We start from the raw sequence: 16,175 nt of genomic DNA, 5'->3' as shown, positions 1-16,175 counted from the left end.
GGCGCTCAGCCCGCCGCACGCGGGAGCCGGCGTTCCCACGTGCGGTGGAAGACCACCTCGTCGCCCTCCCGGCACACCACCTCGTTCGACGTCAGGAAGCCGCCCTCGTCGCAACGGATCTCCGAGCTGGTCTCCACCCGTGCTTCCCAGCCCGAGTCCGGCCGGTGGAGCCGGATCCGCCACTGCGAGCGGGTCCGGGCCGACAGCGGGTCCCCGTCCTGGATCTCGTACACCTCGCTCGCCTCCTCCGCGTACTCCAGGCCGTCCGGGTAGACCCGGGTGCCCCCGTAGCGCGGGTCCACCTCCAGCCGCCAGGTCCCGCGCGCGACGTCCCGTACGACCAGCCGCTCCGGACGCGGTTCGTCCAGGGTGGCCGGGAACGAGACGCCCAGCGGGGGCGCCTGCTCCGGCGGCTCGAAGACGATCCCGCCCTCCCCGGCCGGGGAGGCCGCCCGCACCGGCAGGGTCACCGAGCTGCCCGACGGGTCCAGCGTCCAGCCGGCCTCGGACCCGGCCCGCGGCCAGATCCACGGCCAGTACGCGGAGGACACCGCGAGGCGGATCCGGTGCCCCGGCGGGAAGGCGTGGCCGATGGCGTTCAGCTCGAAGGTGACGTCCTCGTACGAGCCCACCGGCCACGGCACGGCCCGGTCCCGGCCCCGGCGGGCGGAGAGGTTCAGCGCGCCGCGCGTGACCAGCGTCGAGGAGCCGTCCGGGGCCACGTCGCACAGCCGGGCCACGACCTGCCCGTACGGCACGTCGAGCCGCAGCCGCAGGGTCACCGACGGCCGTCCCAGGATCTCCACCGGCTCCCCGCCGCCCACCGGGAACTCGAAGCAGGCCGACTTCGCGTCCTCCTCCCGCTGGTCCGGCGGCAGGTCGGCGTCGTTGCCGAAGGGGAAGAAGCGGCCCGCGTCCAGCCCGGTGTGCTGCGGGGAGGCGACGGCCACCGGCGCGCCCTGGAACACGTACGGGACGGGGATCACGGTCGGCGAGGGCCAGGCCTTCTCGCCGACCCAGCGCCCCGGCAGCTCCTCGTACACGGTCGCCGGCGGGTGCGCGTCGCTGATCCAGGCACGGAGCGGCGGCTCGTCCATCACCCCGTTGTCGGCCCCCTTCAGCCAGTGGTCCCACCAGCGCAGGGTCTCCTGGAGGAAGCCGATCGCGGGTCCCGGCGGCAGCCCGCGGTCCGGGTACTGGTGCGACCAGGGGCCGATCAGGCCCCGTACGCGCGCGGACGGCAGGTTCTCGACCAGCCGCAGCACGGTGTCCCGGTACGGGTCGTGCCAGCCGCCGACCGCGAGCACGGCCGCGCCGATCGCCCCGTAGTCCTCGCAGACGCTGCCGTGGCGCCAGTAGGCGTCGCGGGTCTGGTGCGAGAGCCAGGTGTGGATCAGCGGTTCCACCGCCTCCAGCCGGTCCAGCCACTGCGCGCGCCAGCCGTCCCCGGCGTACAGGGGGTCCGGCGGCCGGGAGGCGAAGGCCAGCATGGTCGCCGCCCACGCGTGCATGTCCACGGCGAGCACCGAGCCGCCCATGTAGTGCACGTCGTTGTCGTAGCGGTCGTCCGTCGAGCAGACGGTGACGACCGCCTTGAGGGGTTCGGGGGCGAGGGCGGCGATCTGCAGGGAGTTGAACCCGCCCCACGAGATGCCGAACATCCCCACTGCCCCCGTGCACCACTCCTGCGTCGCCAGCCACTCCACCACCGCGACCCCGTCGGCGAGCTCGCGGGCGTCGTACTCGTCGCCGGGCAGGCCTCCGCTGCACCCGTGCCCGCGCACGTCGACGCGTACGGAGGCGTAGCCGTGGCCCGCGTACCAGGGGTGGCGCTGCCAGTCGCGCGGCGCGGTCCAGTCGGTGAGCCGGTACGGGAGGTACTCCAGCAGGGCCGGGACGGGCTCGTCGGTCACGGGGCGCCAGATCCTGGCGTACAGCTCCACTCCGTCGGGGAGCGGGATCCGGACATCCTCGTGGGTGGTGCGGTACGGGAAGTCGGTGCGGATGATCATCGGTTCTGCCACCAATCGCCTCGGCCGCAGCCTCAGTGGACGGGGTGCATCGTGCGCCGCAGCCACGGCGCCAGTGCGATCACGGTCAGGCCCGCCGCCACGGCGACGGCGCCGTTGACGCCGAAGTACACGGGGTTCGACACGTGGCCGTAGACCTTGACCACCTGGGCCTGGATGCCGTTGGCCAGGGCGAGGGAGAGGAACCACAGCGCCATCGTCTGGCTGCCGAAGGCTCTCGGCGCGAGTTTGGAGGTGGCCGACATGCCGGAGGTCTCCAGGAGGACGTCGCCGAGGCCGAGCAGCAGGTAGGAGCCGACGATCCACCAGGCGGCCATCTTGTACGCGTCCCCGTCGTGGCCCGACGTCGGGATCACCATCAGCAGGAAGGACAGGCCGCCCAGGACCACCCCGATGGCGATCTTGTTGGAGGCGTGCGGCTGGCGGTGGCCCATCCTGGCCCAGAGCGCGGCGACGACCGGGGCCAGCGCGACCTCGAAGGCGCCGAGCGCCGAGGCGTACCAGCTCGCGGGGAAGTCGAAGCCCAGGATCGTGGTCTCGGCGTTGGTGGAGGCCAGCAGCATCATCGTCGAGTAGGCCTGGAAGAGGATGAAGTTGAAGGCCACCGAGGCCAGGAAGAGCACCACGTACGGGCGAAGACGTCCGCGCTCCTCGGGCGTCACCCGGGGGCTGCGGAACATCACCGCGAAGTAGACGGCCGGGGCGACGACCGAGACGAGGGTGAGCAGGTCGACGAAGCGGTCCATCGTCAGCCACCCGGCGACCGCCAGAAGGGTGGCGAGCGCGGCGGCGGCGAGGCACCCGCCGGTGATCCGCCACACGGCGCGGCGCATCGCGTCGGGCGCGAGGGCGTACGCGGCGCGGTGCCCCCGCCCGGCCAGGTGACGGCGGCCCAGTACGTACTGGACCAGGCCGGCGGTCATGCCGATCGCGGCGGCGGAGAAGCCCCAGTGCCAGCCCTTGTGCTCGCCGAGCCAGCCGGTGACCAGCGGTCCGGCGAAGGCGCCGATGTTGATGGCCATGTAGTAGAGGGCGAAGCCCGCGTCGCGCCGGTCGTCGTCCGTGCGGTACAGCTTGCCGACCATGGTGGCGACGTTCGGCTTGAGCAGGCCGGTGCCGGCGCTGATCAGGCCGAGACCGGTCCAGGTCGTGGCGGTGGCGGGCACGGCCATGGCGTAGTGGCCGCAGGCGATGAGGATGCCGCCCCCGAGCACGGCCCGGTAGGAGCCCAGGATCCGGTCGGCGAGCCATCCGCCGGCGACGGAGACGAGGTAGACCATGGTCCCGTAGGCCGCCGCGACGGAGGCCGCGGTGCCCGGGGCCATGCCCAGGCCGCCGTCCGCCGTCGTGTCCGCGAAGTAGAGGACGAGGATGGCCTGCATGCCGAGGAAGGAGAAGCGCTCCCAGACCTCCAGCCCCGAGAGGGTGGCGAGGCCCCGCGGGTGGCCGAGGAAGGCGTGGTCGTCCTGGGGCGGCGGCTGCTGGGCCGCCGGATCCGAGGGCTCGTCCATCTCGGTCGTAGTTCTGGGCAAAACGTACTCTCCGGTTGTTTCGGCTCCTCCCGAACATACCGGTGCTCATCGGGCAGTGTGGGGAGGGTGGCCGGGAAGGCCCTCTCGGTGATCGAAAACAGACCCGATACGCTGGCTTGAGTGATGGCAGCGACACATCGACAATCCATGTGATCGTCAGCGTGATCGTCAGCAGACAGGAGTACCCCTCGTGACCGTCGTCGGGCCGTTCGGACTGAGCGTGCGGGACCAGGCTCTTGAGACCGATGTCCAGGCCGGACTGGCCGCCGTCGAGGCGGGTCTGCTGGAAGCCACCAAGAGCGAAGTCCCCTTCATCACCGAGGCCGCACAGCACCTGGTCCGGGCCGGAGGCAAGCGGTTCCGGCCGCTGCTGGTGATGCTCGCGTCCCGGTTCGGTGACCCGTACGCGCCCGGGATCGTCCCGTCCGCCGTGGTCGTGGAGCTCACCCACCTGGCGACGCTCTACCACGACGACGTCATGGACGAGGCCGACGTGCGTCGCGGCGTGGAGAGCGCCAACGCCCGCTGGGGCAACTCGGTGGCCGTCCTGACGGGTGACTTCCTCTTCGCCCGTGCGTCGCACATCCTGGCCGACCTCGGGCCCGAGGCCGTCCGCATCCAGGCCGAGGCCTTCGAGCGGCTCGTGACGGGCCAGATCCTGGAGACGGCCGGTCCGCGCGACGGCCGCGACCCCGTCGCCCACTACCTCGACGTCATCGCCGGCAAGACCGGTTCGCTGATCGCGGTCTCCGGCCGCTTCGGCGCGCTCATGTCCGGCGCCGACGAGTCGGTCGTCGACATCCTGACCCAGTACGGGGAGCGGCTCGGCACCGCCTTCCAGCTCGCCGACGACGTCCTCGACATCGCCTCCGACGCGCACGAGTCCGGCAAGACCCCCGGCACCGACCTGCGCGAGGGCATCCCGACGCTGCCCGTGCTGCGGCTGCGCGAGATGGCAGCGCGGGACGGGCGCCCGGAGGACCTGGAGCTCGTGGCGCTGCTGGACGGCGACCTGACGGACGACGCCCGCCACGCCGAGGTGCTCACCCGGCTGCGGGCGCACCCCGCCCTGGAGCAGGCCCGCCGCGACACCATCCGCTACGCGGAGGACGCGCGCGCCACGCTCGCACCGCTGCCCGAGTGCTTCGCGAAGGCGGCTCTGGAGGAGCTGTGCGACGCGGTGGTGCACCGCGCCGGCTGATTCCCGCGGGCGGGCGGCCGCCCGACGACTCCGGACGGGCCCTTTGCCCACCGACCCCTACGGGTCGGGGGAGGAGGGCCCGTTCCGTGTCATCCCACGGTCGTACGCCCAGTTGCTTCCGGGGACTGACGCCCCGACGCCGCCGTTTTGGTCAGATGGAGTCATCAACCCCACCAGATCGGGTGAGCGCGGCGACACGCGGATCGCCGCAGTCGACACAGAGGGCAGGGCACTGACATGGCAGCGAACACGAAGACTTCTCGCAAGGCCGCCCGGTACGCCGTACCGGTAGCGGTGGCGGGTGTCGCCGCGGCGACCGTGGCGATGGTCCCGGCCTTCGCCAACGCCGGCGGGCCCGACCTGCCCAAGGTGACGGCGCAGCAGCTGATCGAGAAGGTCGCCGCCTCGGACGTGGAGCAGCTGTCGGGGACGGCGAAGATCAGCACCGACCTGGGCCTGCCGAAGATCGCCTCCGGCCTGCTCGGCGGCGGTGGCGTCGCGGGCGGCTCGGCGAACCCGGAGGACAAGGTCGCGCAGCTGGCGAACGGCACCCACACCTTCCGCGTGGCGGCCGACGGCGAGGACCGCCAGCGGCTCACCTTCCTGGACGGCAAGGACGAGTACAGCCTCATCCACAACGGCGACGACGTGTGGGGCTACGACTCCAAGTCGAACGAGGTCTTCCACGAGAAGGCGTCCCCGTCGGACAAGGCCGGCAAGGGCGCGGGCAAGGAGCACAAGACCGGTGACCGGCTGACCGCCTCCCCCCAGAAGCTCGCCGAGGAGATCCTCGCGGCCGCCGGTCCCACCACGGACGTCAGCGTGGGCGAGACCGCGCAGGTGGCCGGCCGGGACGCCTACCAGCTGGTGCTCAAGCCCAAGCAGGCCGGTTCGACGGTCGGATCGGTGCAGATCGCGGTGGACGCCAAGAACGGCGTGCCGCTGCGCGTGCAGCTGCTCTCGGCGCAGGGCGGCAAGCCGATCGTGGACGCGGGCTTCACCAAGGTGGACTTCGCCAAGCCGGCCGCCGACACCTTCACCTTCACCCCGCCCAAGGGCGCCAAGGTGACCGAGGGCGCGGACGGGCACGGCAAGGGCGACAAGGACGGCGCGTTCAAGGCGCTGGAGTCCTTCCCCGGCCTGGAAGGCCTGGCCGGCGGTCCGGGCGGCAAGGGCGACGTGAAGGTGCTCGGCGAGGGCTGGGCGACCATCGCGCGCATCGACTCCGGCGCGGGCAAGAGCCTCAAGGACCTGGAGAACGACAAGAACGCGCCCAAGGAGGCCAAGCAGTTCCTCGACTCCCTCGGGGACAAGGTCAACGGCACGTTCGGTGAGGGCCGGGTCCTGTCGACCCGCCTGTTCAACGTCCTGGTCACCGACGACGGCAAGGTCTACGCCGGTGCGGTCACCAAGGACTCGCTGGTGAAGGCGGCCGACGCCAACAAGTAGCCGCCGCGTGCGGTGAGCGCCGAGGGTGGGCGGGGACTGTGTCCCTGCCCACCCTTGCGTCGTTACCGCTGCCCGTACAGCGCGTCCGCTGTACGGTGTTGGGCATGTCGAGACACGTCACCATCCGCCTGGACGAAGAGTTCCACGAGCGCCTCAAGGCGCGCGCGGCGGCACTGGGGACGACGGTCACCGCTCTGATCACAGAGGTCACGGAGCGCGAACTCGACGAGGACCGGAAGAACTTCCTCTCCGGCATAGAGGAGTTCGCCGATCACTGGGGCTACTTCCAGGAGCGGTTCGGCAATTGAAGATCACCATGGAGTGGGCCTGGACCGCTCTGGCCCACCATCTCCCGTCAGATCCCGCGGTGTGGGATCCCTCCGGGGTGGCCGCCGCGGTCGCCCGGCACCAGAACGACCTGGTCCTGGTGCCCGAACAGCCCGCCCCGGACACCGCGTGGCGGGCCGCCGCGTTTTTGCACACCCTCGCGGTCTGCCCGGCGCTGGAATCACCGATGAACGAGTTCTACGCGGCCGCGGCGACCCGCTCGTACCTGCGCGTGGCCGGGGCCGCGAAGCTGCCCTCGCCGGAGGAGCTCGGCGACCTGGTCGAGGCGGCGAAGCTGGGCCGCGCGGACATCGCGGCCGTGGCCGAGGAGCTGCGGGCCCGGATCAGGGAGCCGCTGGAGGCCTCGTCCCGGGCCGTCGGCACCGAGGACGCCTGAGCTCCGGCACGATCCGGGAGGACCGCGCCGGAGCCCTGGGGAAAGGCCGGGGGCCGGGGCCCCGCGGCGGCTAGAAGGTGATCTTCCAGCTGTTGATGTAGCCGACGTCCTGCGCGGCCGAGTCCTTGACCCGCAGCTTCCAGACGCCGTTCGCGACCTCGCTGGAGGCGTTGACGGTGTAGGACTGCACGAGGTTGTCGGCGCTGCCGCCGGAGCGGTTGTGCAGGTTGTAGACCGTGCCGTCCGGGGCGAGCAGGTCGACCACCAGGTCACCGCGGTAGGTGTGGACGATGTTCACGTCCACCTTGGTGGTGGCCGGCGCGTTGCCCGTGACGCCCGAGACCGTGATCGGCGAGGTGACCGCCGCGGCGGGGGAGTCCGGGATGGTCACGTCCGTCGTGTTCTCGAAGGACGGGCCCGGCGGGACCGGGGTGGCCGCGCCCAGGTTCCAGATCGCGTAGGCGACGGCGTCCGCGTTGCGGTCCAGGGCGGTGTCGTTGATGTTCGCGGTGTTGTCGCAGGAGGAGTGGTAGCAGCGGTCGAAGGACTGGCCGGAGGTGCCGCCCCACTTCTGCGCCTGCGCGGCCGTCTTGGTGTAGTCGGCGCCGGAGAACAGGCCGCCGACGGGGATGCCCGCGCTCTTGAAGGGGGCGTGGTCGGAGCGGCCGTCGCCCTCGGTCTCGATCTCGGTCGGGATGCCGAGGCCGGCGTAGTAGTTCTTGAAGGTCTGCTCGATCGTCGGGTCGTCGTCGTAGACGAAGTAGCCCGGGTTCGGCGAGCCGATCATGTCGAAGTTCAGGTAGCCGGAGATCTTCGCCTTCTCGGCCGCCGGCAGGTTGTTGACGTAGTACTTCGAGCCGATCAGGCCCAGCTCCTCCGCGCCCCACCAGCCGAAGCGCAGGTGCTTGGTGGGCTGCAGGCCGGCCCGGGAGACGGCGAGGGCCGTTTCCAGGACGGCCGCGCTGCCGGAGCCGTTGTCGTTGATGCCCGCACCCGAGGTCACCGAGTCCAGGTGCGAACCGGCCATCAGGACCGAGTTCGGGTCGCCGCCCGGCCAGTCGGCGATCAGGTTGTAGCCGGTGGCGCCGCTGGAGGTGAAGGTCTGCAGCGTCGTGGTGAAGCCCGCGGCGTCGAGCTTGGCCTTCACGTAGTCGACCGAGGCCTTGTAGCCGGCCCGGCCGTGGGCGCGGTTGCCGCCGTTGTTGGCGGCGATGGTCGAGAGCTGCGACAGGTGGGCCTTGACGTTGGCCAGCGGTATGTCGGGCGGGGTCGGCGCCGCGGCGACCGCCGTGGGGGCGGCGAGGGCGGCGGGTGCGGCGGAGGCGAACAGGCCGGCGACCGCGAGGGCGGTCACGGCAGCGAGGCGCCGGGAGACGGACAGGCTCATGTGGGGGCTCCGGGATTCCGCTGGGGATATGACGGAACGAGCGAGATAGAGCTGGTGAGCGTTAGTGCGTCAGTGCGAGCCTGATGGTCAGCGAGAGTATGACTGTCCGTCAAGACCACAATTCGGTCAGGGCAGTTCGGAAAACGGACGATCCCCGGTACGGGGGTTCCGTACCGGGGATCGTGGGGCCGGTGGCGTTTGCCGGTGTGCGCCCTGCCGGGCGGTCCTACGCGGGTTCGCGGGCCGGGGCCGGGACGACCACGGGGACCGCCTCCAGCCGGGCGCGGGAGCGCCGCGCCGTCCGCAGTGCGTCCCAGGTCAGGAGGGCCAGCGCGGCCCACACCAGGGAGAAGCCGGCCCAGCGCTCGGGCGGCATGGCCTCGTGGAAGTACAGGACGCCGAGCCCGAACTGGAACACCGGGGCCATGTACTGCAGCAGCCCCAGGGTGGACAGCGGGACCCGGATGGCGGCGGCCCCGAAGAACACCAGGGGGACCGCCGTGACCAGGCCGGTCGCGGCCAGCAGCAGCGCGTGGCCGACGCCCTGCGAGGCGAAGGTGGACCGGCCCTGCGCGCCCAGCCACAGCAGGTAACCCAGGGCCGGGAGGAACAGCATGGCCGTCTCGGCGGCCAGCGACTCCAGCCCGCCCATGTTGAGCTTCTTCTTGATCAGCCCGTACGTGGCGAAGGAGCACGCCAGGACCAGCGAGATCCACGGCGGCCGCCCGTAGCCGATGGCGAGCACGAGCACGGCGACGAAGCTGATGCCGACGGCCACCCACTGCGCGCGGCGCAGCCGCTCGCCCAGCACCAGCACGCCCATGGCGATGCTGACCAGCGGGTTGATGAAGTAGCCGAGGCTCGACTCGACGACGTGGCCGTTGTTGACCGACCAGATGTACAGGCCCCAGTTCACGCTGATCACCGACGCGGCCAGCGCGGTCAGGCCGAGCTTGCGCGGCTGGCGCATCAGCTCCCGTATCCAGCCCCAGCGGCGCACCGCGAGCAGTGCCAGCCCGACCACGGCCAGGGACCAGGTCATGCGGTGGGCGAGGATCTCGACGGCCCCGGCGGGCATCAGGAGCGGCCAGAAGAGGGGCACCAGCCCCCACATCCCGTAAGCGCCGAATCCGTAGAGCAAACCCGCGCGCTGCTCGTTCTCTGCCTTCACGGGGGCCTCCTGTGCGACTTCCAGCCAACTTCACGACGGTATCGCCGCACGGCCCAGATGTCATGCCCGTAATTGCGAGATACTCATGACATCTTTCGGGGCTCGGGTGCCCCTGCGGATGCGGAGGGCCGCTCGGGAGGCCGCCTTGAGTCGCCGGGAGTCGCCGGGCACCCGCCCGGATCAGGCCAGCGCGGCGCCGATCGCCTCGGTGACGGGGGTCGTCGGGCGCCCGATCAGCCGGGCCAGGTCCCCGCTGGTGCCCGCCAGCCGGCCGCGCGCGATCGCCGCGTCCACGTCGACGATGATCGCCGCGAAGTCCTCGGGCACCCCGGCGCCCGTCAGGATCCGCAGGTGCTCGTCCGCCGGGACCTCGGCGTGGGCGATCTCCTTGCCGCTGAGCGCCGACACCTCGGCCGCGTACTCCCCCAGGCTCCACGCGGTGTCGCCGGAGAGCTCGTAGATCCGGTTCAGGTGCCCCTCGCCGGTGAGCACCACGGCTGCGGCGGCCGCGTAGTCGGCGCGTGCCGCAGAGGCGACCCGGCCCTCGCCCGAACTGCCCACGACCGCTCCGTGCCCGAGGACGGCGGGCAGCTCGCGGGTGTAGTTCTCGTGGTACCAGCCATTGCGCAGGAAGGTGTACGGGAGCCCGGAGCCGAGGACGGCCCGCTCGGTGGCGGTGTGCTCGGCGGCCAGCTCGAAGTCGGCCTCGGGGCCGCCGAGGACGCCGGTGTAGGCCAGCTGTGCCACGCCCGCCGCCCTGGCGGCGTCGATCACGGCGGTGTGCTGGGCGACGCGCCGCCCGATCTCGTTGCCGGAGATCAGCAGCACCCGGTCACCGGGCTCGAAGGCGCGGGCCAGGGCCGCCGGGTCGTCGTAGTCGGCGACGCGCACCTCGATCCCGCGGGCGGCCAGGTCGGCGGCCTTCTCCTCGTTGCGGACGACGACGGCGACGCTGTCGGCGGGAACCCGCTCCAGCAGTTCCTCGACGACGAGACGGCCGAGGGCCCCGGTGGCGGCGGTGACGACGATGCTCATGACTGTTCTCCTCGTTGGGCGACAGTGCCAGCCTACGGGAAGCGCTAACTTTTAGAAAGCGCTGCGTGGAGGGGGGTGGTGGAGACGTCGGGCCACGCATGCCGAAGCCCGGGCCCCCAGGGGGTCCGGGCTTCCGGCTGCCGTGTCGCGGGGGCGGGTCAGCCGACGACGGTCCAGGTGTCGTTGCCGTTCAGCAGTGCGCCGAGGTCGCCCTTGCCGCTGCGGTCGATGGCCGCGTCGAGCTGGTCGGCCATGAGCGTGTCGTAGACGGGCCGTTCGACGCTGCGGAAGACCCCGATCGGGGTCCGGTGCAGGGTGTCCGGGTCGGCGAGGCGGGAGAGCGCGAACGCCGTGGTGGGGCTGGCGGTCCGCGCGTCGTGGACCAGCACCTGGTCTTCGTTGGCGGGGGTCACGTCGACGACCTCCAGGTCACCGGTGGCCTGATTGCGCACGACGCCCTTCTCGTCGTCGGCGCCGAACCGGATCGGCCGGCCCTGCTCCAGCCTGATCACCGCCTCGCGCGCCTGGTCCTTGTCCTTGAGGACCTCGAAGGCGCCGTCGTTGAAGATGTTGCAGTTCTGGTAGATCTCGACGAGCGCCGTGCCCTGGTGGTCCGCCGCCTGGCGCAGCACCTCGGTGAGGTGCTTGCGGTCGGAGTCGACGGTGCGGGCGACGAAGGAGGCCTCGGCGCCGATCGCCAGTGACACCGGGTTGAAGGGCGCGTCGAGCGAGCCCATCGGCGTCGACTTCGTGATCTTGCCGACCTCGGAGGTGGGGGAGTACTGGCCCTTGGTCAGCCCGTAGATCCGGTTGTTGAAGAGCAGGATCTTCAGGTTGACGTTGCGGCGCAGGGCGTGGATGAGGTGGTTGCCGCCGATGGAGAGCGCGTCGCCGTCACCCGTGACCACCCACACCGACAGGTCGCGGCGGGAGGTCGCGAGGCCCGTCGCGATGGCGGGGGCCCGGCCGTGGATCGAGTGCATCCCGTAGGTGTTCATGTAGTACGGGAAGCGGGAGGAGCATCCGATGCCGGAGACGAAGACGATGTTCTCCTTCGCCAGCCCCAGCTCGGGCATGAAGCCCTGGACCGCGGCGAGCACGGCGTAGTCGCCGCAACCCGGGCACCAGCGGACCTCCTGGTCCGACTTGAAGTCCTTCATCGACTGCTTGCTCTCGGCCTTCGGTACCAGCGAGAGCAGGGTCCGCGCCCCGTCGGTCGCCTCCGTCACCTCAGTCATCGATGGCCTCCTTGAGAACCTTGGCGAGCTGCTCGGCCTTGAACGGCATTCCGTTGACCTGGTTGTACGACTGGGCGTCGACCAGGTATTTCGCCCGGATCAGGGTGGCGAGCTGCCCGAGGTTCATCTCCGGCACCACTACCTTCTCGTAACGCTCCAGGACCTCGCCGAGATTCCTGGGGAAGGGGTTGAGGTGGCGCAGGTGGGCCTGCGCGACGGGGAGTCCGGCGCCCCGGACCCGGCGGACCGCGGCGGTGATGGGACCGTAGGTGGAACCCCAGCCGAGGACCAGGGTGGTGGCGCCGTCCGGGTCGTCGACGTCGAGTTCGGGCACCTCGATGCCGTCGATCTTGGCCTGGCGGGTGCGGACCATGAAGTCGTGGTTGGCCGGGTCGTAGGAGATGTTGCCCGTGCCGTCCTGCTTCTCGATGCCGCCGATGCGGTGTTCCAGGCCGGGCGTGCCCGGGACCGCCCAGGGCCGGGCCAGGGTTTCCGGATCCCGCTTGTAGGGCCAGAAGACCTCGGTGCCGTCGGCGAGCGTGTGGTTCGTGGCGGCGGCGAACTTGACCTTCAGGTCCGGCAGGTCCGCGACCTCCGGGATCCGCCACGGCTCGGAGCCGTTGGCGAGGTAGCCGTCGGAGAGCAGGAAGACCGGCGTCCGGTAGGTCAGCGCGATCCGGGCCGCGTCGAGGGCGGCGTCGAAGCAGTCCGCCGGCGTCCGCGGCGCCACGATCGGGACGGGCGCCTCGCCGTTGCGGCCGTACATGGCCTGGAGGAGGTCCGCCTGCTCGGTCTTCGTCGGCAGGCCGGTGGAGGGGCCGCCGCGCTGGATGTCCACGATCAGCAGCGGGAGTTCCAGCGACACCGCGAGACCGATCGTCTCCGACTTGAGCGCCACGCCGGGCCCGGAGGTGGTGGTGACCCCGAGCGCCCCGCCGAAGGCCGCGCCGAGCGCCGCCCCGATGCCGGCGATCTCGTCCTCGGCCTGGAAGGTCCGCACGCCGAAGTTCTTGTGCTTCGACAGCTCGTGCAGGATGTCCGAAGCCGGGGTGATGGGGTAGGAGCCCAGGTAGAGGGGCAGATCGGCCTGCTGGCTCGCGGCGATGAGGCCGTAGGAGAGGGCCAGGTTCCCGGAGATGTTGCGGTAGGTGCCGGTGGGGAAGGCCTTGGTCGCGGGCGCCACCTCGTAGGAGACCGCGAAGTCCTCCGTCGTCTCCCCGAAGTTCCAACCGGCCCGGAAGGCAACGATGTTCGCCTCGGCGATCTCGGGCTTCTTCGCGAACTTCTGCCGCAGGAAGCTCTCCGTGGCCTCGGTGGGCCGGTGGTACATCCACGACAGCAGGCCCAGCGCGAACATGTTCTTGCTGCGCTCGGCCTCCTTGCGGGAGAGTCCGAAGTCCTTCAGCGCCTCCACCGTCAGCGTGGTCAGCGGCACCGGGTGCAGGTTGTAGGCGGCCAGCGAGCCGTCCTCCAGCGGCGAGGTCTCGTACCCGACCTTGGCCATGGGGCGCTTGGTGAACTCGTCCGTGTTGACGATGATCTCCGCGCCGCGCGGCACGTCGGCGATGTTCGCCTTCAGGGCGGCCGGGTTCATCGCCACCAGCACGTTCGGCGCGTCGCCGGGGGTCAGGATGTCGTGGTCGGCGAAGTGGAGCTGGAAGGAGGAAACGCCCGGCAGGGTGCCGGCGGGGGCGCGGATCTCGGCCGGGAAGTTCGGCAGCGTCGACAGGTCGTTCCCGAACGACGCCGTCTCCGAGGTGAACCGGTCACCGGTGAGCTGCATACCGTCACCGGAGTCACCCGCGAACCGGATGATCACCCGATCGAGACGCCGTACTTCCTTGCCGTCCGGACTGCCCGGAGTGCGCTGTCCACCGACAACCGCACCCCCGGCCCCATCGGCCTGCTCGGCTGGGCTGCTGACCTGGCTGGTCACTGAACTGGACCTCCTTCGAGGCGTGAGCACCCCCATAACCCACCCTACGACGGTAGGGATCAGGTCCCCAGGAGCGACCACATTCTGGACCGTAGGACCGCCCCTTGAGACGGCCCGACCGGTATGCCGTATCTGACAGAGTGTCAGTCGATCAAGACTTCAGGTAGGTGAGAACGGCCAGAACCCGCCGGTGATCCCCGTCACTCGGCGAGAGGCCCAGTTTCATGAAGATGTTGCTGACGTGCTTCTCCACCGCTCCGTCGCTCACGACCAGCTGCTTGGCCACGGCGGAGTTCGTACGGCCCTCGGCCATCAGCCCGAGCACCTCGCGCTCGCGCGGCGTCAGACCCGCCAGCACGTCCTGCTTCCGGCTGCGCCCGAGCAGCTGGGCGACGACCTCGGGGTCCAGGGCGGTACCGCCCCGGGCCACCCGGACCACCGCGTCCAGGAACTCCCGCACCTCGGCCACCCGGTCCTTCAGCAGATACCCCACGCCGGTACTGGAACCGGCCAGCAGCTCGGTGGCGTACTGCTCCTCCACGTACTGCGACAGCACGAGCACGCCTATCCCGGGGTGATCGCGCCGCAGCCGCACGGCCGCCCGGACGCCCTCGTCGGTGTGCGTCGGCGGCATCCGCACGTCCGCCACCACCACGTCCGGCAGCGCATCCTCCGCGGCCAGCTCCGCCACCGTCTTGATCAGGGCTTCCGCGTCCCCGACGCCCGCCACGACGTCATGCCCCCGGTCGGTCAGCAACCGGGTCAGGCCCTCGCGCAGCAGCACTGAATCCTCGGCGATGACCACCCGCACCCTGTCTTCCACGACTCAGCAGCTCCCGCGTCACTCGTTCCCGTACTGCCCGACCAGCCAAGCATCCCAGCCTTAAGTCCCGGTGAAGGCAGAGCCGGGACAACACGTGGGCGTACGGGGGGAGTTTTCACATGCCGAGCGGATGGAAGCCCAGAGTCCGGATTTTCCGCGGCCGGCGCCGGCGATTCCGGCCCCGCCGACACCCTCGGCCCGGAGTCCCCGGGAGCGGCGCCCCGGGCAAGCGGCGCCGCACCGGACGCAACGACGGGACCCCCGCCCACCCGGACGGGGGTCCCGGCGACCCGGGCCGCCGCGGGCCTACGCCCGCCACGGCAGCTCGGCGGTCACCGTCGTCCCTGCGCCCTCGGGGGAGTCGACGACCAGCACGCCGTCCACGGCGTCCAGCCGCTCGGCCAGGCCGGCCAGCCCGCTCCCGCCGGACACGGCCGCACCGCCCCGGCCGTCGTCGGCGACCTGCAGCAGCAGCCGCGCCCCGGACTTCCACACGTCCACCGAGGCGGACCGGGCCCCGGCGTGCTTGCTGATGTTCTGCAGCAGCTCAGAGACCGCGAAGTAGGCGATCCCCTCGATCGCAGCGGCCGGCCGGGCCGGGAGATCCACGGCCACCCGTACCGGCACGGCGCACCGCGAGGCCACCGCCGACAGCGCCGCGTCCAGTCCGCGGTCGGTCAGCACCGCGGGGTGGATCCCGCGGGCCAGGTCCCGCAGCTCCTGGAGGGCCACCTTCACCTCGCCGTGCGCCTCGTCCACCAGGCGGGCGGCCGCCTGCGGGTCCCCGGCCAGCTTCTCCCGGGCCATCCCCAGGTCCATGGCCAGCGAGACCAGCCGGGCCTGTGCCCCGTCGTGCAGATCCCGTTCGATGCGCCGCAGGTCGGCGGCGGCGGTGTCCACGACGACCCCCCGGTCGGACTCCAGCTCGGTGACCCTGCTGTCCAGCCGGGACGCCCCGAGCAGCCCGCCGACCATGACCCGCTCGACGGTGGTCAGCGCCCGGATCACCCACGGGGTGGCGAGGGTGAAGGCCAGCCCCACCAGGCTCGTGAGGGCGATCTCGGCGGGGGAGTCGAGGTAGAAGGAGTAGTCGTCGTTCTGGAAGAGCTGGAGCCCGGGCTGGTCGGTGTAGGTCGGGAAGACCCAGAACCACAGCGGGTACAGCAGGTACGCCCAGCCGGCCGCCCAGAACGTCAGTGCCAGGCAGAAACCGAACACCGCCCACGGGAAATGGATCACCGAGTACAGCAGGTGCCGCCAGGCGCTCCCGCTCTTGAGCACCGCGCCCATGGCGGCCAGCGGCCCGCTCTTCTTCGCCCGGATCGGCGCGGGCTCGGCGATGTCCGCCCCCAGCAGCGCGCGCACCCGGGCCCGCTCCAGCCGCCCGAACCCACGGCACATCGCGAGGACGCCCGCCAGGACCGGCACGCCGAGGAAGGTGACGAGCAGCCCGGCGCCGAGGCTCACGCCCGTGATGGCGAGCGAGAAGTACAGCGTGCTCAGCGGCAGCCCGACCAACAGGTACGCGAACTCCCGCCAGGTCCGCCCCGCCACCGGGGCCCACAGCACCGCCCCGGCACCGCCACGCCCGCCCTTGCCGTCGTCCATCTCCCGACCCGCCCTTCCGCTCCTCGCCTGTACCCCCACCC

General features: G+C 71.4%; 13 protein-coding genes. 4 read left to right on the top strand and 9 right to left on the bottom strand.

The features are described 5' to 3' along the window. Window positions 1-5: 5 nt before the first annotated feature. Window positions 6-2,012, bottom strand: coding sequence for a CocE/NonD family hydrolase (locus IG86_RS0133360; RefSeq protein ID WP_030831642.1), 2,007 nt, complete (start codon window positions 2,010-2,012; stop codon window positions 6-8). A gap of 32 nt (window positions 2,013-2,044) precedes the next feature. Continuing rightward, window positions 2,045-3,541 carry a peptide MFS transporter gene (locus tag IG86_RS0133355; RefSeq protein ID WP_030902005.1) on the bottom strand — a complete coding sequence of 499 codons (1,497 nt, stop codon included), beginning with the start codon at window positions 3,539-3,541 and terminating at the stop codon, window positions 2,045-2,047. 211 nt (window positions 3,542-3,752) lie between these two features. On the opposite strand from IG86_RS0133355, the gene IG86_RS0133350 reads away from it, so the two are divergent. The 4 genes from IG86_RS0133350 to IG86_RS0133335 all read left to right on the top strand — a co-directional run bounded on the left by IG86_RS0133350 (window position 3,753) and on the right by IG86_RS0133335 (window position 6,936). Further along, entirely contained in the window at window positions 3,753-4,763 is a 1,011-nt protein-coding gene (locus IG86_RS0133350) for a polyprenyl synthetase family protein (RefSeq protein ID WP_030831648.1), read from the top strand. 237 nt (window positions 4,764-5,000) lie between these two features. After that, window positions 5,001-6,212, top strand: coding sequence for a LolA family protein (locus IG86_RS0133345; protein WP_030831651.1), 1,212 nt, complete (start codon window positions 5,001-5,003; stop codon window positions 6,210-6,212). Between the two features lie 104 nt (window positions 6,213-6,316). After that, window positions 6,317-6,520: a ribbon-helix-helix domain-containing protein gene (locus tag IG86_RS0133340; protein ID WP_225884906.1), complete on the top strand. Its 204-nt coding sequence runs from the start codon at window positions 6,317-6,319 to the stop codon at window positions 6,518-6,520. Continuing rightward, window positions 6,517-6,936, top strand: a complete 420-nt coding sequence (locus tag IG86_RS0133335) for a hypothetical protein (RefSeq protein ID WP_030831654.1) — start codon at window positions 6,517-6,519, stop codon at window positions 6,934-6,936. Before IG86_RS0133340 ends, IG86_RS0133335 begins: the two co-directional genes overlap by 4 nt. A 70-nt stretch (window positions 6,937-7,006) precedes the next feature. Here the strand turns inward: IG86_RS0133335 and IG86_RS0133330 are convergent, their stop codons facing one another. The 7 genes from IG86_RS0133330 to IG86_RS0133300 form a co-directional block, all read right to left on the bottom strand. Next, window positions 7,007-8,323, bottom strand: a complete 1,317-nt coding sequence (locus IG86_RS0133330; protein WP_030831657.1) for a M28 family metallopeptidase — start codon at window positions 8,321-8,323, stop codon at window positions 7,007-7,009. A 226-nt stretch (window positions 8,324-8,549) separates the two neighbouring features. Beyond that, the gene (gene rarD / locus IG86_RS0133325; protein ID WP_030902000.1) at window positions 8,550-9,494 is read right to left on the bottom strand and encodes an EamA family transporter RarD; all 945 of its coding nucleotides are present in this window, start codon (window positions 9,492-9,494) and stop codon (window positions 8,550-8,552) included. 180 nt (window positions 9,495-9,674) lie between these two features. Further along, entirely contained in the window at window positions 9,675-10,529 is an 855-nt protein-coding gene (locus IG86_RS0133320; RefSeq protein WP_030901994.1) for an SDR family oxidoreductase, read from the bottom strand. Window positions 10,530-10,687: 158 nt separating this feature from the next. Next, on the bottom strand, window positions 10,688-11,767 hold the full coding sequence (locus tag IG86_RS0133315; protein ID WP_030831664.1) for a 2-oxoacid:ferredoxin oxidoreductase subunit beta: 1,080 nt from the start codon (window positions 11,765-11,767) through the stop codon (window positions 10,688-10,690). After that, window positions 11,760-13,703: a 2-oxoacid:acceptor oxidoreductase subunit alpha gene (locus tag IG86_RS0133310; protein WP_030653503.1), complete on the bottom strand. Its 1,944-nt coding sequence runs from the start codon at window positions 13,701-13,703 to the stop codon at window positions 11,760-11,762. The genes IG86_RS0133315 and IG86_RS0133310 overlap by 8 nt, the downstream gene beginning before the upstream one ends. Window positions 13,704-13,854: 151 nt before the next feature. Then, entirely contained in the window at window positions 13,855-14,514 is a 660-nt protein-coding gene (locus IG86_RS0133305) for a response regulator transcription factor (RefSeq protein WP_030026962.1), read from the bottom strand. Between the two features lie 318 nt (window positions 14,515-14,832). Continuing rightward, on the bottom strand, window positions 14,833-16,134 hold the full coding sequence (locus IG86_RS0133300) for a sensor histidine kinase (RefSeq protein WP_045936823.1): 1,302 nt from the start codon (window positions 16,132-16,134) through the stop codon (window positions 14,833-14,835). Window positions 16,135-16,175: the final 41 nt, after the last annotated feature.

Origin of the sequence: Streptomyces virginiae, from assembly GCF_000720455.1 — a bacterium.
GTDB lineage: Bacteria > Actinomycetota > Actinomycetes > Streptomycetales > Streptomycetaceae > Streptomyces > Streptomyces virginiae.
This window is presented reverse-complemented; position numbering and strand designations above follow the sequence as displayed.